22 protein-coding genes and 1 tRNA gene are annotated in these 20,026 nt (G+C 59.5%); 15 read left to right on the top strand and 8 right to left on the bottom strand.

The features are described from left to right. Window positions 1-206: 206 nt before the first annotated feature. Together AC1DXO_RS21495 and AC1DXO_RS21500 are read left to right on the top strand one after the other, a co-directional pair. Window positions 207-1,109, top strand: coding sequence for an SMP-30/gluconolactonase/LRE family protein (locus tag AC1DXO_RS21495; protein WP_476980242.1), 903 nt, complete (start codon window positions 207-209; stop codon window positions 1,107-1,109). Window positions 1,110-1,185: 76 nt separating this feature from the next. After that, a complete protein-coding gene (locus AC1DXO_RS21500) occupies window positions 1,186-1,566 on the top strand; it encodes a Rid family hydrolase (protein WP_476980243.1) in 381 nt (126 codons plus the stop codon). Between the two features lie 9 nt (window positions 1,567-1,575). On the opposite strand, the gene AC1DXO_RS21505 is transcribed toward AC1DXO_RS21500, so the two are convergent. Both AC1DXO_RS21505 and AC1DXO_RS21510 read right to left on the bottom strand, forming a co-directional pair. Beyond that, window positions 1,576-3,138 (bottom strand): alpha/beta hydrolase-fold protein, encoded by a 1,563-nt coding sequence (locus AC1DXO_RS21505; protein WP_476980244.1) that lies wholly within the window; start codon window positions 3,136-3,138, stop codon window positions 1,576-1,578. Window positions 3,139-3,516: 378 nt separating this feature from the next. Next, complete coding sequence (locus tag AC1DXO_RS21510) at window positions 3,517-3,945, bottom strand: DUF805 domain-containing protein (RefSeq protein ID WP_476980245.1); 429 nt, start codon at window positions 3,943-3,945, stop codon at window positions 3,517-3,519. 203 nt (window positions 3,946-4,148) lie between these two features. On the opposite strand from AC1DXO_RS21510, the gene AC1DXO_RS21515 reads away from it, so the two are divergent. After that, the gene (locus AC1DXO_RS21515; protein WP_476980246.1) at window positions 4,149-4,763 is read left to right on the top strand and encodes a hypothetical protein; all 615 of its coding nucleotides are present in this window, start codon (window positions 4,149-4,151) and stop codon (window positions 4,761-4,763) included. 155 nt (window positions 4,764-4,918) lie between these two features. On the opposite strand, the gene AC1DXO_RS21520 is transcribed toward AC1DXO_RS21515, so the two are convergent. Continuing rightward, on the bottom strand, window positions 4,919-6,823 hold the full coding sequence (locus AC1DXO_RS21520; protein WP_476980247.1) for an ABC-F family ATP-binding cassette domain-containing protein: 1,905 nt from the start codon (window positions 6,821-6,823) through the stop codon (window positions 4,919-4,921). Between the two features lie 103 nt (window positions 6,824-6,926). Here AC1DXO_RS21520 and ndk point away from each other — a divergent pair, with 103 nt between their 5' ends. Next, window positions 6,927-7,343: a nucleoside-diphosphate kinase gene (ndk, locus tag AC1DXO_RS21525; RefSeq protein ID WP_476980248.1), complete on the top strand. Its 417-nt coding sequence runs from the start codon at window positions 6,927-6,929 to the stop codon at window positions 7,341-7,343. A gap of 459 nt (window positions 7,344-7,802) precedes the next feature. Further along, window positions 7,803-9,953, top strand: a complete 2,151-nt coding sequence (locus AC1DXO_RS21530; protein ID WP_476980249.1) for a sodium-translocating pyrophosphatase — start codon at window positions 7,803-7,805, stop codon at window positions 9,951-9,953. Between the two features lie 481 nt (window positions 9,954-10,434). Here AC1DXO_RS21530 and AC1DXO_RS21535 read toward each other — a convergent pair whose 3' ends face one another. Continuing rightward, the gene (locus AC1DXO_RS21535; protein WP_476980250.1) at window positions 10,435-10,923 is read right to left on the bottom strand and encodes an outer membrane protein assembly factor BamE; all 489 of its coding nucleotides are present in this window, start codon (window positions 10,921-10,923) and stop codon (window positions 10,435-10,437) included. A 148-nt stretch (window positions 10,924-11,071) separates the two neighbouring features. Here AC1DXO_RS21535 and AC1DXO_RS21540 point away from each other — a divergent pair, with 148 nt between their 5' ends. The 7 genes from AC1DXO_RS21540 to AC1DXO_RS21570 all read left to right on the top strand — a co-directional run bounded on the left by AC1DXO_RS21540 (window position 11,072) and on the right by AC1DXO_RS21570 (window position 15,695). Then, window positions 11,072-11,653, top strand: a complete 582-nt coding sequence (locus AC1DXO_RS21540; RefSeq protein WP_476980251.1) for a ubiquinol-cytochrome C chaperone family protein — start codon at window positions 11,072-11,074, stop codon at window positions 11,651-11,653. Between the two features lie 14 nt (window positions 11,654-11,667). Beyond that, entirely contained in the window at window positions 11,668-12,225 is a 558-nt protein-coding gene (locus AC1DXO_RS21545; RefSeq protein ID WP_476980252.1) for a YceD family protein, read from the top strand. Window positions 12,226-12,355: 130 nt separating this feature from the next. Beyond that, complete coding sequence (gene plsX / locus AC1DXO_RS21550) at window positions 12,356-13,513, top strand: phosphate acyltransferase PlsX (RefSeq protein WP_476980253.1); 1,158 nt, start codon at window positions 12,356-12,358, stop codon at window positions 13,511-13,513. Window positions 13,514-13,531: 18 nt separating this feature from the next. After that, window positions 13,532-14,512, top strand: coding sequence for a beta-ketoacyl-ACP synthase III (locus AC1DXO_RS21555; protein WP_476980254.1), 981 nt, complete (start codon window positions 13,532-13,534; stop codon window positions 14,510-14,512). A gap of 123 nt (window positions 14,513-14,635) precedes the next feature. Continuing rightward, window positions 14,636-14,995: an integration host factor subunit alpha gene (locus AC1DXO_RS21560; RefSeq protein ID WP_476980255.1), complete on the top strand. Its 360-nt coding sequence runs from the start codon at window positions 14,636-14,638 to the stop codon at window positions 14,993-14,995. 13 nt (window positions 14,996-15,008) lie between these two features. Further along, window positions 15,009-15,539, top strand: a complete 531-nt coding sequence (locus AC1DXO_RS21565; protein ID WP_476980256.1) for a MerR family transcriptional regulator — start codon at window positions 15,009-15,011, stop codon at window positions 15,537-15,539. Between the two features lie 79 nt (window positions 15,540-15,618). Further along, window positions 15,619-15,695: transfer RNA gene (locus AC1DXO_RS21570), tRNA-Pro, on the top strand. 236 nt (window positions 15,696-15,931) lie between these two features. On the opposite strand, the gene AC1DXO_RS21575 is transcribed toward AC1DXO_RS21570, so the two are convergent. Next, window positions 15,932-16,840: a hypothetical protein gene (locus AC1DXO_RS21575; RefSeq protein WP_476980257.1), complete on the bottom strand. Its 909-nt coding sequence runs from the start codon at window positions 16,838-16,840 to the stop codon at window positions 15,932-15,934. Between the two features lie 206 nt (window positions 16,841-17,046). On the opposite strand from AC1DXO_RS21575, the gene AC1DXO_RS21580 reads away from it, so the two are divergent. From AC1DXO_RS21580 to AC1DXO_RS21590, 3 genes are all read left to right on the top strand, one after another. Further along, a complete protein-coding gene (locus AC1DXO_RS21580) occupies window positions 17,047-17,646 on the top strand; it encodes a hypothetical protein (RefSeq protein ID WP_476980258.1) in 600 nt (199 codons plus the stop codon). A gap of 75 nt (window positions 17,647-17,721) precedes the next feature. Next, window positions 17,722-18,510, top strand: coding sequence for a glycine-rich domain-containing protein (locus AC1DXO_RS21585; protein ID WP_476980259.1), 789 nt, complete (start codon window positions 17,722-17,724; stop codon window positions 18,508-18,510). A 96-nt stretch (window positions 18,511-18,606) separates the two neighbouring features. Next, window positions 18,607-18,786, top strand: coding sequence for a hypothetical protein (locus AC1DXO_RS21590; RefSeq protein WP_476980260.1), 180 nt, complete (start codon window positions 18,607-18,609; stop codon window positions 18,784-18,786). A 28-nt stretch (window positions 18,787-18,814) separates the two neighbouring features. On the opposite strand, the gene AC1DXO_RS21595 is transcribed toward AC1DXO_RS21590, so the two are convergent. Genes AC1DXO_RS21595 through AC1DXO_RS21605 form a run of 3 tightly spaced genes read right to left on the bottom strand, consistent with a single transcriptional unit; the run spans window position 18,815 to window position 19,933 of the window. Next, window positions 18,815-19,414, bottom strand: coding sequence for a TMEM175 family protein (locus tag AC1DXO_RS21595; RefSeq protein ID WP_476980261.1), 600 nt, complete (start codon window positions 19,412-19,414; stop codon window positions 18,815-18,817). Next, window positions 19,411-19,674 (bottom strand): DUF2842 domain-containing protein, encoded by a 264-nt coding sequence (locus AC1DXO_RS21600; protein ID WP_476980262.1) that lies wholly within the window; start codon window positions 19,672-19,674, stop codon window positions 19,411-19,413. Before AC1DXO_RS21600 ends, AC1DXO_RS21595 begins: the two co-directional genes overlap by 4 nt. A gap of 1 nt (window position 19,675) precedes the next feature. Continuing rightward, entirely contained in the window at window positions 19,676-19,933 is a 258-nt protein-coding gene (locus AC1DXO_RS21605) for a transglycosylase (RefSeq protein ID WP_476980263.1), read from the bottom strand. Window positions 19,934-20,026 lie beyond the last annotated feature (93 nt).

Genomic DNA, 20,026 nt, shown 5'->3' on the forward strand with positions numbered 1-20,026 from the left:
GCATACGGCCATAACCGTTGTTTGCATCATGCATGTTTTCAAAAGCTTAGGCGGGCCTGTTTACGCAGATCCGCAGCTTCTGACAGCGTTGATATAATCCTGTTGCGGTGCAAGATAAAGTGGTTTCAAGAAGATGTGATATTTCGCCTGGATGGGGTTTGACATCGTCACCGCCGTTTGCCATCCAAGGAACGAGGAGACGGCCAATGACACCAGGCTACAAGATTATTCTCGACCGCTTCAGGGACTGCATCCGCACCAGCGCCCGTATCGAGCGCCTGTACGACGGGTGCCGCTGGGCCGAAGGGCCGGCGTATTTCCCGGCACACCGTTGCCTGATCTGGAGCGACATACCCAACGACCGCATGCTGCGCTGGGACGAAACGAATGGCCAGGTCAGTGTTTTCCGCAGTCCTGCCAACTATTCCAATGGCAATACCGTTGATCGCCAAGGCCGCCTGATCACCTGCGAGCATGGCGGCCGGCGTGTCACCCGGACCGAGCACGACGGTACGATCACGGTCATGACCGCGCACTACGATGGCAAGCGCTACAACAGCCCCAATGACGTTGTCGTCACCTCGGACGGCGCAGTGTGGTTCACCGATCCGACCTACGGCATCGATACCGACTACGAAGGCCATAAGGCGCCGGCCGAGCAGGACGGCAGCCACGTCTATCGCGTCGACCCGCTGGGCAATGTCACACGTGTGCTCGATGACTTTATCCGGCCGAACGGCCTGGCCTTTTCACCCGACGAATCCCGCCTCTATGTCGTCGACAGTGGACGTACCCACGTCCCCGATGGTCCGCGCCATATCCGCGTATTCAATATTGATTCTGCAGGCGGCTTGTCTGGAGGAGAGGTCTTTGCCGATGGTGGCAACCATGACGGCCTGCGCATCGACACCGAAGGCCGGGTATGGACCAGCGCGACCGACTGCGTGCAATGTTATGAGCCGGATGGTACCTTGCTGGGGGAAATTACCATCGGCGAGCCTGTCTCCAATGTCTGTTTCGGTGGCCCCAAGCGCAACCGCCTCTTCATCACGGCGACCACCAGCGTCTATTCGGTTATGCTCGCGGTGAACGGCGTGAAGACCTTTTAGACCGGTAAATTATTGCCTTCAAACCGACGGCAACAGCGTTCGACGAGCGCTTACCCATTACATGGAGTTACCCAACATGTCGAAGACGACGATCTTCACCGACCGCGCGCCCAAAACCCCGGCGACTCACAGCCAGGCCGTCGTGGCCGGCGGTCTCGTCTTCGTTTCAGGGACATTCCCGGTCGATCCCGCGACGGGCCAGATCGTCGGTACGACTATTGGGGAACAGGCCGCGCAATGCCTGCGCAATATTTCAGAAATCCTGACGGCCGCGGGCACGTCGCTGGACAAGGCGGTTAGCGCGACCGTCATTCTGGCCGATGATGTCGATTTCGCCGCCCTGAACGCGGAATGGATCAAGTGGTTCCCAGTCGATCCACCGGCGCGTCAGGGCGCCAAGCTGCCCATCCGCGTGCCGGGCATGCTCATTTCGGTGGCCATGGTTGCGGCGATGTAAATTCGCCGATTATGGCGCCATGCTGAACAGTTGCTCATCCGGAATGGCAATCGGCAAATGTGCCAGCGGGTCGCTTTTCGCAGGTGGCAGATAAGTCAGGCTGAGATAGGGATCGCCCGTCCTGTGGACATAGTCGAGCCGCAGAGCATGGAAACCGGCTTTCAGGGGGACAACAAAGGACGTGCTGCACATCTTGTCGCGCGCCATATCAGCGTCGATAAGCGTCGTTCCGTCAATGACCAGCCGCGCTGCGGCGTCACAGTCGACGAAGAAGGTATAGTAACCTTCCGAAGTAGCGCTGAAAGCACCGTCAAAACGAACGGCGAAGGCGTCATGTCCGCCCAGCCCATTGACATCGACCCCGCCGCCGGAGCGACCGGACGCCTGAGGCACGCCGGCAAATTCCGAGGTTGAGTACAGATCATAACGCAGCCCACCGGCTGCGTAACCGCTCGGTAAGGTCATTGTCGCAAAAGCCTTGCCGACGGTGAAACTGCCGGTGACGGTCTTATCCGGGCCCCAGTTCGAAAACTGCTTTACCGTCAGCCGAGCCGGCGCAGAGACCTTGACGCCGTACTCATACCGTGGCGATTTCGGCGTCGGGTCGGAACCATCGGTCGTATAGCGGATGCCGGGCGTTTCTTTGAGATAAGTGCTGTAGTTCAGGATGGCGACCGGCTTACCCTTCAGCAGGATACCGTTGCGCGGAAAGACGTCGATCATCGAACCGCTGTGGCCGAAATAGCTGAATTTCAGGCCGTCATAGATATTTTTCAGGCGCACGGTGCCGTGGTCCTCGTCGTCATAGGCCATCTGTTTCCAGCGCAGGGACTCAGGAGCTTCGGCCTGCAGGTCCGACACCATCTGACGGATGCCGAAAGCTTCATACATGCCGCCCGCTCGGCCACCTATGAACAGCGTCTTCCTGTTATGGGGAAAGGTTTTGAGCTTGGTGGACGCAATGCGGTTGACGTAACCGTCGTTCCACCACAGGGCGGGATCGGAGGCTATATAGTGGTCGAACATTTCCGGGTGGGTCAGAAAGGCATACATCGTAAACATGCCGCCGTAGGAATGACCGAACAGCGTCGCGCTACCCGTCGACGCGTAAGTCCTGTTGATGTACGGGATGAGCTCGGTCGACAGAAAGGTCGCGAAGGCGTCGGCGCCGCCGGACAAGGGGGACCCACTCACCTTTGCCGGCAGCAGGTCGCGATCGCGCGAATTTAAGCCCTTGTCGTACCAATAAACATTGTTGATGCCGACGATAATGACCGGCGGAATAAGGTCATTTTCCTCATCGAAGGCGCGCACCGGCGGGAAAAAGCGAACAAGCATCTCGCCGTCAAGGACGTAAACAACGTCGTATTTTTCGGTCGGCTTGTAACCGGCAGGCAGGTAAATCTGCACAACCCTGTCTTCGTTCAAGACCGTCGAATGGAGGGTTTGATTTATCACCTTGTCCAATGCGACGGCGTCCTGCGCCCGTACGGAGGTCGTCAGGCAAAGTGCGATAGCCAGGCCCGCAGCCGCCGCCCACGAAGACAACAGAATCGATCGCTTCGCAGTCATTTGGCCACTCCGGTTGCGGCCATGTGAAGAGCCGTGTCTAAGGATAGAGCCTTATCGCAGGCCCCACGGATGCATATGGCGATGTTAAATTTTGTTAAGGGAGTGCCCTGCCGGCTGATTCCGGGCCCGCCGCCTTAGCCGATCTTCTAAACCAGCCTGATATGGGCCCGTCGTGCGACGAAATGGTTGAAACCGCGCTGGTCGGCGACTGCCAGCCCTCCGGAGTAATGCCCGGACCTCCGGCGAGCCTGTGTCATTGGCTTCTGGTTTCGACATCTGGTTGTCGCCCAGCCGCTACTGGTTGCCCCGCTTGCAATCGAAGGCGGAACGGACCGGTTGCTCGAGTCCCTTCCGCCTTCCTGATAGTAGCAGACCTTATCAGAACATGTTCGCGACACTGGCCGGACGACGCAGCGGGTCTTCACCGTACCTGTTCGGCCCAATTGTGCCCGCCAGGCAATAAAATACCAGAAGCACGATGCCGCCGAACGGGACGAAGGCCAGCAGGATAAACCAGCCGCTCTTGTCCGAGTCGTGCAGGCGACGAACAATCAGGGAGAGTGTCGGGAAAAATGTAGCGATGAAGTACAAGATAAACAGCATACCGAATATGCCGCCAGCAACCGAAGAGCCGCCTTGCGATGAGCCGTTGCTCGTCACCCCGATTACAATGGCGCCAAGGACAAACAGACCGATCAGGGCCAGGATACTAAAGAGATAAAACCACCAGAATTCCGAGCGCGATGCCCGACCTTCATACTTAAAACTATTTTTGAAGCCGCTTTTTATAGCTGGTACGAAATCCATGAAACAGTTCCCTGACTAGCCGGCCCGCAGTCGAATCCGCGGATGCCTGAGGCTACCTTGCCAAATGTGGCCTGATTTACAAGCCTGTTGTTGTCCAGGCAGCGAAGCGTCCTTGTTCAAAAGGCAATGGTTCAGATGTATCCTGAACTGATACCATCATCTCGCGGCTCACCGGTGATAGAGCCTTAAACTGGACCACAATCATGAAACCTGTCGGCAAACGGCTATGGTGTCTGGGACTGGCAGCACTCCTGTGGAATGGCGGCACGGCCCACTCAACGCCCCTCGAAATCAGTTCCGCCATGCGCAGCGAAATCCCTGACGCGACGTTTGTTGCGCGTTACACACCTGCGGAGCGCGCTCTGGCCATGCAGGCGCAGTGGCATTTGGCGAGGAGTCCGCGGCTTGGTCCAGCCATCTCCCTGAGTCCCAACCATCCCTATGCTGACACCGATCAGGCCGCGTTGAATATCTGGAAGCCGTCTTTTGTGCTCGGCACCCGGGATGGTGGTGAGGCTGGCATAAACTTCTGGGGCCTGCATAACGAGGGCCATATAAATCTGGCCTTCACGCCTCATACGACGCGGACACGCGTCCTCGATTGCCGATTTCTGTCGGCGGGAAAGATAACTTACAAGATATATAAAGCAGGCGCCGACAAGTCAGCTGTTGAAGGGCAGGTTGAGCTGTCTGACCATCATTTCCTATTGGCGGTTCCCGTGGAAGCCGCGAATACGCCTATCCTCGTCGAAATGTGGCCGACGCCAACCCCACAAGTCGTTGGGTTTTTCGGCTGTGATCTCAGCGAGATGCGTTAGGCAATCTACGGGTTGCGTGCTACCCATATGAGATCAAACGCGCTGAGTGTCTTGCATTCCAAGCCCTTCATTTCCGCCAAAGCCGCCCACGCCTGAAGAGGGCGGGGCGGTTTGGCGGAACGGAAGACTTGCGGGGCCGCAGGCCCCACACCCCATTAGACGCCGGCTTCCACCTTCGCCGTCTCATACGCTTCCGCCGCGTCCATCCACTCGGCTTCCAACGCCACCATGGTTTCTTCCAGCTTGGCCTTGTCCTTGCCAAGGCTTATAGCCTTGGCCTGGTCCCGGGCGTAGAGGCCGGGATCGCTGAGCTTTAAATCCAACAGCTTGATCTGGTTGCTCGTCGCCTCGATCTTGCGTTCCAGATCGTCGGCCTTCTTCTTCAACGGGGCAATGGCGTTGCGCGCGGCCGCAGCCGCCTTACGCGCTTCCTTGGAATTGACGTTCGACGACTTCTTCTCGCCGTCGGCCGCTGCCGCTTCCTCGCGCGTCGCCGTCTTGGTCCGCTCGATAACCAGCTTGGCGTAATCTTCCAGGCTGCCGGAATAGGGCTTTACCGTTCCATCATTGACCAGCCACAGCTTGTCCGCCACCAGTTCGATCAGCGAACGGTCGTGGGTGATGATCAGCACGGCGCCTTCGTAATCGTTCAGCGCGTCCAGCAGGGCCCGCCGGCTGTCGATATCCAGATGGTTCGTGGGTTCGTCGAGGATCAGCAGATGCGGCCGTTCCATGGCGACCATGTTGAGCAACAAGCGCGCCCGTTCTCCACCCGACAGGTCCTTGCACTTGGTTTCAACCTTGGCCACCGTCATGCCGAACGAACCCAGGCGCGCCCGCCGCTTTGATTCCGTGTCGTCGGGCCGCGCCCGACGCATCATCTCCAGCGGCGTGTCCTCCGGGTCCAAAGCCTCGATCTGATGCTGATGGAACCAGCCCACGGTCATCCGCCGGTCGCGCCACTGCGTCCCGTGGCTTTCGGTCAGGACTCCGGCCAGCATCTTGGCAAAGGTCGATTTACCGGCGCCATTGACGCCCAGAACGCCGATACGGTCATCGGGATCGAGGCGGACATTGATGTGCCGCAAGATCACCTTGTCGCCATAACCGACGCTGGCGTCGTCCAGTCGCACGATCGGCGGCGCCAACTGCTTTTCGGGCGAGGGGAGGATAAAGGGGGCTACCCGGTCCTGGATATTGTCGGCGATCGGCGGCAGCTTCTCCAGCCGTTTCATCCGCGACTGGGCTTGGGCCGCTTTCGACGCCTTGGCGCGGAAGCGGTCGACGAAGCTCTGCAGGTGAGCGCGTTCGGCTTCCTGCTTGACGCGGTTAGCAGCGTTCAGGCGCGCCTTTTCGGCGCGCATGCGTTCGAAATTATCGTAGCCGCCGGTATAGTAGTCCAGCCCCTGGCCGACGACGTGGACGATGGCGTCGACCGATTGGTTGAGCAGGTCGCGATCGTGCGAAATCATCAAGGCGGCGTTGGGGTAGCGCTGCAGCCTGGCTTCGAGCCACAGGGCGCCTTCAAGATCGAGATAGTTGGTCGGTTCGTCGAGCAGCAGCAGGTCGGGCTCGGCGAGCAGGGCGCCCGCCAGCGCCGCCCGCATCCGCCAGCCGCCTGAAAAATCGGAGATCGGGCGTGTCAGGTCGGCGGTCGAGAAGCCGAGACCCGACAGAATTTCCGCGGCGCGGGATGGGGCACGGTCGGCGCCGATGGCATAGAGGTCGTGATGGATCTCGGCCTGATGGATCGGATCGGCGGTTTCAAGCTCGGCCAACAGCCCGGCGCGGCGCGTGTCGATGGCCAGGACGGCGTCGATCAGATGCTGCGGAGATGCGGCGATTTCTTGGTCGACCGAGGCGACGCGCCAGTTCTTCGGCGTGGTGATTTCGCCACCGCCGGCCTGGTATTCGCCCAGGATCAGCTTGAACAGAGTCGATTTGCCGACGCCGTTAAGCCCCACCAGACCGGCCTTGGTGCCGGGGGTGAGGGTGAGATTGGCGCCGTCAAAAAAGCGGCGGCCGTAGGCATCAAAGGTCAGATTGGTAATCTGCAACATAGCAAAGATACTGTCTTAAAAGATTGGGAATTTAAGGGTTGGCGAAACGGATCGCCCTCGTTATAAGCCCCACAACGCAAACGCAACATAAAACGGATTGTCTATGTCCCGCACCTTCTCGATCATCAAGCCTGACGCTACCCGCCGCAACCTGACCGGCGCCATCAACGCCGTCATCGAAGCCGCCGGCCTGCGCATCGTCGCGCAACGCCGCGTCAAGCTGAGCCAGGCCCAGGCTGAAGAATTCTACGGCGTCCACAAGGAACGTCCGTTCTTCGGCGAACTGGTTGGCCAGATGACCGCCGAGCCGGTCGTCGTCCAGGTCCTGGAAGCCGACAACGCCGTGCCGAAGTACCGCGAAGTCATGGGCGCCACCAACCCGGCCAATGCCGATGAGGGCACGATCCGCAAGCTGTTCGCCCTGTCGATCGGCGAAAATTCGGTCCACGGTTCGGACTCGGACGAGAACGCTGCGATCGAAATCGCGCAGTTCTTCACCGAAGACCAGATCGTCGGCTAACGAACAAGGCCGGGTGCAGACCTTATCTCGCGCCCTGGTTCTTCCTATTCGATAGAAAAGCCCTCGCTTCCAATACAGCGAGGGCTTTTCTATGTGCGCCATTGGGAGTTACACATTGTCAAATTTGGGCCAAATTCCCTCGAAACCTCTAAATTTTAAGAGACTGTTGGCCTTAGCGGTTGCGGCATTAGGTCAGCTGAAATTGTTATAACATCTTGTATTTATGACGCATAGTCATTGTGTGCGCTGCGGTAATATTCATCATGCCGGATGCGCTTGTAACTATAATGACAACGGGCGCTTTCTTGCCTTGAAACTACGGGTGACTTTTGGCACTCTCCGCGCCAATCAAAAAGCAAGGTCCTGATTTCTTTTCCGATTTCGCATGCTTTTTTGGTCCTGAAAAAAACCCAGGGGCGGGCATGGCCCGACCCCCTCATAAAGACACAGGGGTACATTATGAATTATGCTTTGGTGCTGGCTATCGTAGCCGGCATAGTGGGGCTGTTGTACGGCATCGTACAGACCATGACCCTCATGAAGGCCAATGCCGGCAATGAGCGCATGCGCGAAATTGCCGCCGCTATCCAGGAAGGCGCTGCCGCCTATCTGAAGCGCCAATATACGACGATCGCCATGGTCGGCGTCGTCATCCTCGTCCTGGCCTATATCTTCCTCGGCGTCTATTCCGCGATCGGCTTTGCTATCGGCGCTATCCTGTCGGGTGCGGCCGGTTATGCCGGCATGCTGGTTTCGGTTCGCGCCAATGTGCGCACCGCCCAGGCAGCGTCGGAAAGCCTGGCCAAGGGCCTCAACATGGCCTTTAGCGCCGGCGCGGTTACCGGCATGTATGTCGCCGGCGGCGCCCTGCTGGGCGTGGCAGGCTACTACTATGTCCTGACCGATGTCCTGGGCATGGCGTCGACCAATCGTGACGTCGTCAACGCCCTGGTCTCGCTCGGCTTCGGCGCGTCGCTAATCTCGATCTTCGCGCGTCTCGGCGGCGGCATCTTCACCAAGGGTGCTGACGTCGGCGGCGATATGGTGGGCAAGGTCGAAGCCGGCATTCCGGAAGACGACCCCCGCAACCCGGCGACCATCGCCGACAACGTGGGCGACAATGTCGGCGACTGCGCCGGCATGGCGGCCGACCTGTTTGAAACCTACGCGGTGACCACGGTCGCCACCATGGTTTTGGCCACCATCTTCTTCGGCGACAATGCCGAACTGCTGAACAAGATGATGATGCTGCCGCTGGCTATCGGCGGCGCCTGTATCTTCACCTCGATCATCGGCACCTTCTTCGTCACCCTGGGCAAGTCCCAGGATATCATGGGCGCGCTGTATAAGGGCCTGATCGTCACCGGCGTCCTGTCGGTCGTCGCGGTCGCCGCCGTCTTCTACTACTTCGTCGGTTTCGACACGACCATCACCTATACCGGTGCTCCGCATCCGTTTACCGGCATGAGCCTGTTCATCTGCGGCATCATCGGTCTGCTGGTCACGGCCGGCTTCATTGTCGTGACGGAATACTATACCGGCACGGGCAAGCGCCCGGTCGTCTCGATTGCCCAGGCTTCGGTCACCGGTCACGGCACCAACGTCATCCAGGGTCTGGCTGTCTCAATGGAATCGACCGCCATTCCGGCCCTGATCATCGTGGCCGGTATCGTCGCCTGCTACCTGCAGGCCGGCCTGTTCGGTATCGCCATCGCTACCGCAACCATGCTGGCCCTCGCCGGGATGATTGTCGCCCTCGATGCCTTCGGTCCTGTTACCGACAATGCCGGCGGCATTGCCGAAATGGCCGGACTGGACAAGGAAGTCCGTCATACCACCGACGCGCTCGACGCCGTCGGCAACACGACCAAGGCCGTCACCAAGGGCTACGCCATCGGCTCCGCCGGTCTCGGCGCCCTGGTGCTGTTCGCGGCCTACACGTCCGACCTGAAGCACTACGCCGCTGACGCGACGTCGGGCATCTTCGTCGGTATGGGCGACCTGACCTTCTCGCTGTCGTCACCCTGGGTCGTGGTCGGTCTGCTGATCGGCGGCCTGCTGCCGTACCTGTTCGGCGGCATGGGCATGACCGCTGTCGGCAAGGCGGCGCAAGCCGTCGTCGAAGAGGTCCGCCGTCAGTTCCGCGAAGACAAAGGTATCATGGCCGGCACGTCCAAGCCGGACTATGCCCGCGCTGTCGACATGCTGACCAAGGCGGCGATTCGCGAAATGATCGTTCCGTCGCTTCTGCCGGTCCTGTCACCGGTCGTCCTGTTCGCCGCGGTCTACTTCCTCGGCGGAACGGCTGCGGCCTTTGAATCGCTGGGCGCCATGTTGCTGGGCGTTATCGTGACCGGCATCTTCGTCGCCATCTCGATGACCTCGGGCGGCGGCGCCTGGGACAATGCCAAGAAGTCGTTCGAAGACGGTTTTACCGACAAGGACGGCGTCAAGCACATGAAGGGCTCCGAGGCCCATAAGGCTTCGGTGACCGGCGACACGGTCGGCGATCCGTACAAGGACACGGCCGGTCCGGCTGTCAATCCGATGATCAAGATCACCAACATCGTCGCTCTGCTCATGCTGGCCGTTTTGGCGGGCCACAGCTAAATCCTGGCTACAATTAACAGGAAAGCCCCCGTCGGTTCACACCGGCGGGGGCTTTTTTTCTGAGTCAGAGGCCAATTAGCAGCATAAAATCGTCACACCTAAGTGAGGCATCTCGCGCGAGTAACCGCCAGTCTTGAAAAAAGTTTTGAAACACGAATGGGCACGAATAAGACGCTTGCTAACGCTACGCGGGCTGGCAAACGCGACTGTTCCTGGCCGTCGGCCTCCAGTCTTGCCCTCACGCTCGAGGATAGCGTGCGCTATCGCGCGCAGCGCATTCTTTGACCGGTCGAAACACTGAAAAACGACGGTAGTGTGCCGGATGGTCAGGTGCTCCCGCGCAGCGTTAGCAAGCGTCTTATTCGTGCCTATTCGTGTTCATTCGTGTTTCAAACCTTGCCAAGGGGTCCGCCGCACATCGAAAGTCGCAAAAAAAGCCCCCGATCCGGAGGCCTTTTTTCGTATCGATAGAAAGGTGAAACTATTCGCGGCGGCGGCGGCTGCTGCCCGGGGCGGCGTTTTCGTCATTGCTGAGGCGCTGATGGCCGACCGTACCCAGGATCTGTTCCAGGGCGGTCAGCGAACGGCCGCGAGTCGGCGTCTTGTTCGGATTGGGGGTCAGCAGCCGGCCGTCGGCCAGGCTGAGCGTCTCGACCTTGGTGACGGTCTGGCCGGTCGTGTCGAAATTGATCACCGTCACGCCGCGGGCAACGACGGTGGGCATCTTGTAGGTCATTTTTGTCGAGGTCTGGTCGATATAGTACCATTCCGTCGGGCTGTAGACCGCTGTCTGGGATGGCGCCCCAAGCTTGTCCAGCACGGTCGCCTGGGTGTCGCCGACCTTGATGTCGGTCGAGGGTTTGGCATCATAAGCGAGATAACCATGGTGCGTCACGGTCGGCGCGCAGGCACTGGCCAGCACGGCAACAGTGCTCAGCATGGCTACGGTCTTGAAAGAGGGCAGGCGCATGGATATCCTGTAGATGGGCGAAACGCATTTGACCTATAAGAAAATAAGGCTTAGGGCAAGCTTAAGGCTGAATGAAGGCCGAGACCAGCGAAATTTTAACCCGAACCGTGACCGCGCTGCCGCGTCGGAAGCCGGTGAGACCCTCTCCATGGCGAGCCTTCTCGACTCACTGAAAAACCTGTTCAAACCCCGGCCAGGCAAGGTTGTGGGCGACGCGCTGTATGCGGCCTGCGTCACCCAGGCGCGCCTGCCACGGTTCTATATCGACTATGGCATAGAGGACGCCATCGGCGCGCGGTTCGAACTGTTGACCCTGCATGTCATCCTGGTTGTGACAAGGCTGAAATCCGTAAAGACCGAACAGGCGTCGGAGATTGCCCAGGCGCTTTTCGACGCCTTCCTCCTGGCGCTCGATACGACCTTGCGTGAACAGGGAACCGGCGATCTGACCGTGCCCAAAAAGATGAAGACGATTGGCACCGTCGTCTATACGCGACTGCGGCGCTGGGACGACCTGTGGCAGGCACCGGCCGGCGCCGACTCGGCCGAATATATTGCCCGCACCTTGTATGCCGTGGGCCACGAGGACGAATCCGAAGCCGTCGTAACGCCGCGGGTCCGTGCCCTGGCGGACTATGTCGAAACGGCCCGCCAGGCCTTGCGTGTCGAAGACCTGCTCGTGGGCCGTCTGACCTGGCCCGAGCCGGTATCACTTGTAGCAGAAGCCTGACAGAGTAAAGAAGTATGACCGAACAAGACAAAGACAGCGCCCAAAAAGATGAGGGCCTCTGGGAGCACAAGGTCCGCTTCGATGCAGCCTATAGCGGCCTGACGCTCGACCTGGTCGCCGATGCGGCTCGGCGCGACATAATAGCCAGAGGGTTCGGCATGATTTCGCTCGATGCCCTGACGGCCCACATCGAAACCCGGCCAGCCAAGGGTTACAAGCCCATGGTTCATGTTCGCCTGACAATTGACGGTCATGTGACACAGGAATGCGGCGTCAGTGTTGAACCGTTCAGCCACCCCATTCATGGTGAATTCGACATCGACTGTATCGAGCGCGCCAAGGTGACGGACGAAGTCGCCGCGATTGGCGAGAGCGAATTGTCCCTGGACGATCTGGACGAGCCGGACGTTATTACGGCGGGGCGCATCGATCTTGGCCAATATATCATCGAAGCGCTGGGTGAAGCCTATGATCCGTTTGCCCGTAAACCCGGCGTCGTGTTCGAGGAACCCGAGGTGGAAACAGAGCCTTCGCCTTTTGCCGTACTGGCAAAACTGAAGCGAGACGAGTAGCCCCGATGTGGCGGCGCAATAAAGCTTGCATAGTTACAAACTCGCGCTATCGTCCGCCGCTCGCTTTGGCTCGCGCCACGGCGTGTCTGGTTATGCGTACAACAGCTTGAAAGACGGGTGCCCCCAGTCCGTGACGACAGAATCACACACCACGAAAGCGCCCTTCAGCTTCCCTCCCGGAGCCCTGGTCATTGCGATCGACGCCATGGGTGGCGACCATGGCCCAGCCGTTACGGTGGCCGGTGCCGCCATCGCTCTGGCCGAACGCAGCGAGCTGTTTTTCCAGCTTCATGGTGACGGTGCCCTGATCGAGGCCGAGCTGGCGCGTCAGCCTGCACTGAAAGCGCGATGCGCGGTTGTTCATACCGACCAGTTCGTGACCATGGACGAGAAGCCGGCTCAGGCGATCCGACGCCGCAATACCAGCCTGGCCAACGCCATTCACGCCGTGAAATCCGGAGATGCCCGCGCCATCATATCGTCCGGCAATACCGGAGCCCTGATGGCGCTTGGGAAAATGATCCTCAAGATGATGACCGACGACCTGGAACGTCCGGCGATCGGCTGTTCCTGGCCGAACAAAAACGGCTTCGGTACCGTGCTCGATGTCGGCGCCAATGTGACCTCCGACGCGCATCAACTGATCGAATTTGCCCTGATGGGCGCGGCCTTTCATCGCGCCCTGCGCGGTGTGGAGCGCCCCACCATCGGGCTGCTGAATATCGGCTCCGAGGACGTCAAAGGGCATGACGATGTGCGTGAGGCGCATCAACTCCTCAAGGACAATACGCTGGGCCTGAACTATAAGGGCTTTGTCGAAGGCACCGACCTGTGCAAGGGCACGGTCGACGTCGTGGTAACCGACGGCTTTACGGGCAATGTGGCGCTGAAAACCGCCGAAGGCACGGCGCGCTTCATCAAGGATCTGATGAAGGAAGCTTTCAAATCGTCGCCCCTCGCCATGCTGGGTGCTGCCTTGGCCGGTTCGGCCCTGAAGGCCATGGCGCGGCGGATCGATCCTGGCGCCGGGAATGGCGGCCCCTTGCTGGGCCTCAAGGGCATTGTCATCAAGAGCCACGGCAGCGCCGATGCGCGGTCCTTCGCTAATGCCATTCGGGTGGGCGTATCGCTGGCGGCTTCCAATTACGAACGCGATATCGCACAAGCCCTGGCGTTGTTCTCGCAAACCGTTGCCGGCGGCACGGCCCTTGCTGGAGCCGGGGCGAAGGCCGATATACAAGAAATGCAAGTACAGGGCTTGGCCCCCACCGGCACGGCCGGCGGTTGATAAGGTAGTTCAGAGCGCATGCGTGTGTTGAGATCGGCGGTCACGGGGGTGGGTGGTTTCCTCCCCGAACAGATCGTCACCAATGAAGACTTCACCAAAATGGTGGATACGTCCGACGCCTGGATCGTCGAACGCACCGGGATTCGCCAGAGGCACCGGGTGAGCCCGGGCACCCGGACGTCCGATCTTGCCGTGGAGGCAGCGCGGGTTGCCCTGGCGGCGGCCGGCAAGACGCCCGATGACGTCGACATGGTCATTGTGGCGACGACAACGCCTGACATGCCCTTTCCGTCGACCGCATCGATCGTCCAGCAAAAGCTTGGGGCGCCGCCCTGTGCTGCTTTTGACGTCCAGGCCGTGTGCTCGGGCTTCGTTTATGCGCTTAGCGTCGCGGACGGTTTCGTGGCGCGCGGCCTGAGCAAGTGCGTTCTGGTGATCGGCGCCGAAGCCATGAGCCAGCTACTCGACTATACGGACCGCGGTACCTGTATCCTGTTCGGTGACGGCGCCGGCGCGATTGTGCTGGAACCCGTGGAAGGTGTCGGCAACAACGAAGATCGTGGCATACTGGGTTTCGACCTGCGCTGTGATGGCACCAAGGTCGATCTGTTGTATGTCGATGGCGGCGTGTTCGAAGACGAGAACCGTATCGGCAAGATCCGCATGCAGGGCAACCAGGTCTTCAGGCATGCCGTGCACAAGATATCCGAGGCGGTTGAAAAGGCCGTCGAAAAATCGAACCTGACCATTGCCGATATCGACTGGTTCATTCCGCATCAGGCCAATCAGCGTATCCTGAACGGTGTCGCGGAAAAGCTGGGGCTTGACGTAGCCAAGGTGATTTCGACTGTGGCGCTGCACGCCAATACCTCGGCGGCGTCGATTCCCCTGGCCTGGTATACGGCGACGGTGGATGGACGCGTCAAGCGGGGTGACCTGGTCCTGATCGAGGCTTTGGGCGGCGGCCTGACCTGGGGCGCGGCGGCAATTCGAGTCTGACTGCACGCGTCTTTGGGGCTTAAAAAGCGCCGATTCTCCTGACTCATGTTTTTTGTCATCAGATCGCCATAAGCCTTTGACGGCAACGGGAAAATGCGGCATTGTCGAACCTGTGATGGCCTGATGGGTGAGTCCAGGCCGGATCGATGCGGCGAACAGCAAACTCCCGGGGCCCTGAGCATGAAATCGCAAACCTTGACGCGTGCTGAACTCTTCGAAGATGTCCACAATGAGCTGGGCCTGCCGCGGCAGGAATGCGCGGCCATTGTCGAACGAACGCTCGACCTCGTGGTCGATGCCCTGGAACGTGGCGAAATCGTCAAGCTGTCGGGCTTCGGCGTCTTCCAGGTCCGTGAAAAGAATGCCCGGGTCGGGCGCAACCCCAAGACCGGCAAGCCTGCCGCCATCGATCCGCGTAAGGTCATATCGTTTCGCGCCTCGCAGATCATGAAGGCGCGCGTCGACGCCGGAGCCGAGAACTAAGCGGGATACGCCGGTGAACAAGGGCCCCCTGGCTTTACGAACGATTTCCGAAACCGCTGACCAGATCGGCGTGCAGCAACATGTGTTGCGTTTCTGGGAAACCAAGTTCCCGTTCATCCGGCCGACCAAGCGCGCGGGCGGCCGCCGTTTTTATCGCCCCCAGGATATTGATCTGCTGAAGGGCGTGAAGACGCTGCTGTATGATCGCGGCTATACCATTCGTGGCGTCCAGAAACTGTTCAAGGACGAGGGCCAAAAGGCCATACTGTCGCCGGGCAGCGAAACCACCGGCGCCTATCTGACCGAACAGGGGATTGTGCCGCCGGAACAGATGCCGACGGAGTCAGTGGGGGAAGCCGCCGCTGTGCCGGCCTTTGATTTTCACGGTGATCTCGAAGCTTTGCAGGTGAAAATGCTGTCGCAGGAGACACGCGAGCGGTTCCTCGCCGTTGCGCGGGCTCTGGAAGAGGCGCAGGCCGCTTTGGGACGCCATATTGGCCGTCCGGGCGGACGCGGGCAGACGGGTGGAAAATTCTCATCATAAATCGGCTTTGGGGGGATTGCGGCTCAAGATTTTCGTCTCTATAAGCCGCGTCTCTTCATGCCGTATCATGAAGTTTTGACGGAGCGTGGCGCAGCCTGGTAGCGCACTTGACTGGGGGTCAAGGGGTCGCAGGTTCGAATCCTGTCGCTCCGACCATAGAAAAACGAAACACCCGGACGTATTCGTCCGGGTGTTTTGTTTTCCGTGGTCAGCTTGGCAAGCTTCGAACCGTCAAGGTTCGACACCGAGCCGTTTGCCGTAGCAAACGGTGAGATGCGGCGAAGCGGAGCGCAGCCAATCCTGTCGCTCCGACCATGCAAAATAAAACAGCCGAGCCTACTTCAGGCCCGGCTTTTTATTTTGCAACTTCACAAAAGGAAACGGTTTGGCAGCTACTTGATGGCGGCCCGCACCTTGGCTTCCAGGGCGGCGATGTTGGCGTCATAGTGATAGCGCAGTGAGACGGAGAGCGCCGCGTCGCAGTCCTTCAGGTTACCCAGCATCAGGGAGCCTGTCGCCCGCGCGGCGAAGATCTTGGCGCGGTCTTCGTCGGAATAGTCGAAAGTGCTGGCGATCAAATGGTCGGAATAGTCAACCATGCCCTGGCCATCCGCCTGCTGCATCAGCGTCGCCAGGACCTCATTTTCGAGGGCGTGGTCGTGCGGATACATGGCGAGCCCCTTTTTGTAGGCCGTCATGGCGCCCGCAAAGTCCTTTTGTTCGAACTTGATCCAGCCGACGGCAAACGGAAGGGCCGCCTGCGACAGATCGGGTTGCTTGACGATGGGCAGGGCCGGAGGGAAGCCGATGTCAGCGCCACCGGCGCGCGCCGCGTTCAACGCGAAATACTGGTAGGCGGTGTAGGCATTGACGTGATTGCCGTCGCAGACCTCGGCCTTGATCTCGGTCGCCGGGATTTCGGCCAACAAGGCTTCGAGCAGGGGCAGCGTGGAGGCGGCCCGGGCTATGTCCTGTTTCGACATGGCTTCGAAGGTTGGCTGCAGGCTGGTCGTCAGGAACTGCGACTTGGCGAAATAGGCATCGCAGGTGCCGACCGTTGCGACCACGTCCGTGGCCACGGAGTTGGCGTCGTGGACATTGGCGACAGCCAGGGCAACACCGGATGGCAGGGAGTCAGGGGTGACAGGCGCATTGCTGACGGCCGGCGCGGGGTTGGCTTCGAGATAGCGCGCTATCACGGAGGTATCGACGCTGTGGCCGGGCATGGATTGCGCCATGGCGGTTACGGGCGTCAGACAGGTGAGGGCAAGAAGCAAAGCCGGAAATGAGCGTATAGACATATAACAGACCCCTGAGTTAGTGTTTTGGCGTTAATGTTTGTTAACTCTCATAAATGCATGGATTTTGACCTGGCACAACTCCATGACGGGATTTGTAACGCAGGTGATTTCAGGGTGTGACCCATGCCGCACGCTTTTCGTTATAAAGGCGAGCTTTGGGCACATGCCTATGCTATGTTTCTGGCTCGGGAGAGGGAGAGGGACCTATGCGCGCGATTCTGATCGTTGTTTTCGGATGGATGACGGCAGGCATAGCATTGGCCGGCGATCTGCCTGTAGCTCCGCCGTCACCGATGGTGGAGCCGTTCGCCAAAGGACATGAGGCTAAGGTGCCACTGGCGCAGACTTTCGGATTCGGCGCGTCGAGCTTTAAGCTGGGTCACACGGCGTTTGATCCGGTCATGAAGCAGTTGGGTGGGGGCAGCCTTCAAATTATGGCCGGCGAATTCCAGTATGTCTGTTATGATTTGCCGCAGAGCCAACAAAGGGTATGGATGGCCGCCACCGACGAAATGGGTGACGGCAGCATTGACTCCATCACGGTCAAGCGTCTGGAAGCCGGCGATCCAAAATCCAGACTTTGCCCTGCCTTGCCCGCACGGTACCAACCTCTGCGCATCGACGGTGTTGTGCAACTCGGCACCAGCCGGAATGAACTGATACAGCGCTTTGGCGCGCCGGTCCGAGAGAGCGGCGTTTGGCTGGTTTTCAACGGCGGCGGTGACTTGTCCCGCCAGTCCGTCACCGTGCGGCTGGAAGCCGGTAAGGTCGCGTTTCTGTACGCCGAGAATACCAGTACGGACTGAAGAAGCGCCGTCACAGAAGTGTCATGTAAGTGTCGTATTATCCTGAGTGTGGGATCCACCCACGCAGGAGATTATATGCAAGCTGATACGGCCTTATGGCAGGCCATAAATGCCTACGATATCGACGCCGCCGACGCGGTGTTGCCCTTCAGCCGCCGGCTGGCCCGGGACAATAAATGGTCCCACGCCTACGCTCTGGACGTCGTGGCCGAATATAAGCGGTTCGTCTATCTGACATGTATATCCGGAACGGTGCTGACGCCCTCGGAAGATGTCGACCTGGTATGGCACCTGCACCTCATCTATACCCGTGACTACTGGGACCGCTTTTGCAGCGGCGTTCTCGGACGCAAACTGCACCACAATCCGACGCAGGGCGGTCCGCGCGAGGACGCAAAGTTCTTCGACGCCTATTCGGGAACGCTGGCGCTTTATGAGCGCGAATTCGGCGCCCCGCCGCCAGAACGGATCTGGCCCAGTCCGACGCGACGCTTTCAGCCGCAAACCTCCAAGTCCGATATGATCCACCTGCCGAAACGGCAGGTTTTTTTATGCCTGGTCGCGGGTCTGCCCCTCATCCTGGCTGCCTGCAAAGGCCGCGAACTGGTTCACGTCCTTTCCGAAAAGGTACGCCACGTCTTTTCCGAAAAGGTAATCTTGATCCTCGCCGGGATTATCGTGGTCATGGTTGTGAGCGCCGCCGTGTCCGGGGCCGCGGAAGCGAGGAAGGGGCCGCGCCGGAAGGGCGATGGATCGAGTTGCGGCAGTGGCTGCGGCGGGGGGAGCAGCGGTGACGGCGGTTCGGGCTGTGGAAGCTCGGGCTGCGGCGGCGGTGGCGGATGTGGTGGTGGCTGCGGCAGCTGAAGCGAGCAACGCCATCTTGACTTTCTCGGCTCTGGAAAGGTGCTGAGACTTAACCCCCGGCCCTGTACCGTCCGGGCATTATCTTAGGAGGCAAGCATGCAGGACATGTTGCAAGTGATCTGGTTTCCCGTCGTTGCCATGTTGGCGGTCGTCGCCCTGGTGGTCTGGGCCATGACTTGGTCGCGTGGCCACCGTCAGCGCGATACCCTGGTCGTCAAGCGTCCGGTCGTTATTGCGCCGGCCAGCGACAGCCGTGAGGATGACAATCTGAGTTAAGAACCGCCTGAGTTAAGAACCGCCTGAGTTAAGAACCGCGTTCTATGCGGCGATCCGGCACCAGCCAGATCAGTGCCACCAGGACATAACAGGCGAGGCCCGCTAGGCTGTTCCAGCACAGAGTAAGGACGATGCCGGTGAGATAGATGACCGGTGAGAGCATGCCTTTGAGATCGACCCCCAACGCCTTGGCCAGTTCGCCATCCCGGCCATTGGCATTGACCAGGGCGCGTTGCAGGATCAGCCAGGCGAAGGCGGGCATGATCAGGGACAGGCCGTAGAGTGCAGTTGGGTATTTGGAGAAATGGCTCTCGCCCATCCATCCCGTGGTGAATGGCACCAGCGACAGCCAGAACAGAAGATGCAGATTGGCCCACAATACGCCGCCATTGACGCGATGAACGGCGTGCATCAGGTGATGGTGGTTGTTCCAGTATATGCCGACATAGATAAAGCTGAGGGCGTAAAGTCCGAAGACATGCGCCACTTCGAGAAGCGCGTCCAGTTCGAAGCTTTCCGGACGGTGGATTTCCAGCACCATGATGGTGATGATGATGGCGATCACGCCATCGCTGAAGGCTTCGAGCCGCCCCTTGCTCATCACACGTGGTGGTGCGGCTTCGCTCATTTTTTCTTTTTGCCCTTATAGTTTTCCGACCACGAGATCAGAGGGATCAGCGGCACGCCCCATAGGGTTCCGGCCAGGGCGTAAAAGATTAGCGCGACAATCTTGCTGCCGTGAATCAGGCTGCCCAGAGACGCCACGAGGAATACATAAAAGAACAGGAAGACAATGATTCCGGCGCAGGCGATAACCCGGCGTTGCGGCAAGGACAGTGCAGGCAGAGATAGTTTCGGCAACAGGGGCTTTTGCTGGTCGTCGGTCATCTCAGCGCTTTTCCGTCAGCCGCGTCAGATGGAACAGCCCGAGCAGGACGGTACTGCCGACCATTGAGACCATAAGGATGGAAAAGAAGCCGTCATCGAGCATTTCCGAAGACTGGACGAAAAAATTCAACAGGACGGCGCCGAATATGCCGACGAACAGATTGATCGGGAAGCTGAAGCGGCTTTTGCTCATGAAATTGGCAATCCAGCCGACAAGGAAGCCCGCCAAGGTCGCCAGGATGTAGTTTTCCGCGGTCATGGTCGTCGTCTCACCTTACTGTTCAGCACAGGTTTCTTTTTGCGCCCGGCTTGAAATCATACGGCCGGTATGGGCAAATCGGCCCGTCCGGAC

The sequence above is a fragment of the Asticcacaulis sp. P2_C5 genome (assembly GCF_056404555.1).

Bases quoted from the DNA above. Each gene is read 5' to 3' on its own strand.
- AC1DXO_RS21545 (WP_476980252.1), top strand. From the start codon at position 11,668: ATGACCGAACAAGACAAAGACAGCGCCCAAAAAGATGAGGGCCTCTGG.
- AC1DXO_RS21560 (WP_476980255.1), top strand. From the start codon at position 14,636: ATGGGTGAGTCCAGGCCGGATCGATGCGGCGAACAGCAAACTCCCGGG.
- AC1DXO_RS21580 (WP_476980258.1), top strand. From the start codon at position 17,047: ATGCGCGCGATTCTGATCGTTGTTTTCGGATGGATGACGGCAGGCATA.
- AC1DXO_RS21530 (WP_476980249.1), top strand. From the start codon at position 7,803: ATGAATTATGCTTTGGTGCTGGCTATCGTAGCCGGCATAGTGGGGCTG.
- AC1DXO_RS21515 (WP_476980246.1), top strand. From the start codon at position 4,149: ATGAAACCTGTCGGCAAACGGCTATGGTGTCTGGGACTGGCAGCACTC.
- AC1DXO_RS21510 (WP_476980245.1), bottom strand. From the start codon at position 3,945: ATGGATTTCGTACCAGCTATAAAAAGCGGCTTCAAAAATAGTTTTAAG.
- AC1DXO_RS21535 (WP_476980250.1), bottom strand. From the start codon at position 10,923: ATGCGCCTGCCCTCTTTCAAGACCGTAGCCATGCTGAGCACTGTTGCC.
- AC1DXO_RS21540 (WP_476980251.1), top strand. From the start codon at position 11,072: ATGGCGAGCCTTCTCGACTCACTGAAAAACCTGTTCAAACCCCGGCCA.
- AC1DXO_RS21575 (WP_476980257.1), bottom strand. From the start codon at position 16,840: ATGTCTATACGCTCATTTCCGGCTTTGCTTCTTGCCCTCACCTGTCTG.
- AC1DXO_RS21590 (WP_476980260.1), top strand. From the start codon at position 18,607: ATGCAGGACATGTTGCAAGTGATCTGGTTTCCCGTCGTTGCCATGTTG.
- AC1DXO_RS21605 (WP_476980263.1), bottom strand. From the start codon at position 19,933: ATGACCGCGGAAAACTACATCCTGGCGACCTTGGCGGGCTTCCTTGTC.
- AC1DXO_RS21505 (WP_476980244.1), bottom strand. From the start codon at position 3,138: ATGACTGCGAAGCGATCGATTCTGTTGTCTTCGTGGGCGGCGGCTGCG.
- AC1DXO_RS21495 (WP_476980242.1), top strand. From the start codon at position 207: ATGACACCAGGCTACAAGATTATTCTCGACCGCTTCAGGGACTGCATC.
- AC1DXO_RS21585 (WP_476980259.1), top strand. From the start codon at position 17,722: ATGCAAGCTGATACGGCCTTATGGCAGGCCATAAATGCCTACGATATC.
- AC1DXO_RS21595 (WP_476980261.1), bottom strand. From the start codon at position 19,414: ATGAGCGAAGCCGCACCACCACGTGTGATGAGCAAGGGGCGGCTCGAA.
- AC1DXO_RS21520 (WP_476980247.1), bottom strand. From the start codon at position 6,823: ATGTTGCAGATTACCAATCTGACCTTTGATGCCTACGGCCGCCGCTTT.
- AC1DXO_RS21500 (WP_476980243.1), top strand. From the start codon at position 1,186: ATGTCGAAGACGACGATCTTCACCGACCGCGCGCCCAAAACCCCGGCG.
- AC1DXO_RS21600 (WP_476980262.1), bottom strand. From the start codon at position 19,674: ATGACCGACGACCAGCAAAAGCCCCTGTTGCCGAAACTATCTCTGCCT.
- AC1DXO_RS21555 (WP_476980254.1), top strand. From the start codon at position 13,532: ATGCGTGTGTTGAGATCGGCGGTCACGGGGGTGGGTGGTTTCCTCCCC.
- ndk (WP_476980248.1), top strand. From the start codon at position 6,927: ATGTCCCGCACCTTCTCGATCATCAAGCCTGACGCTACCCGCCGCAAC.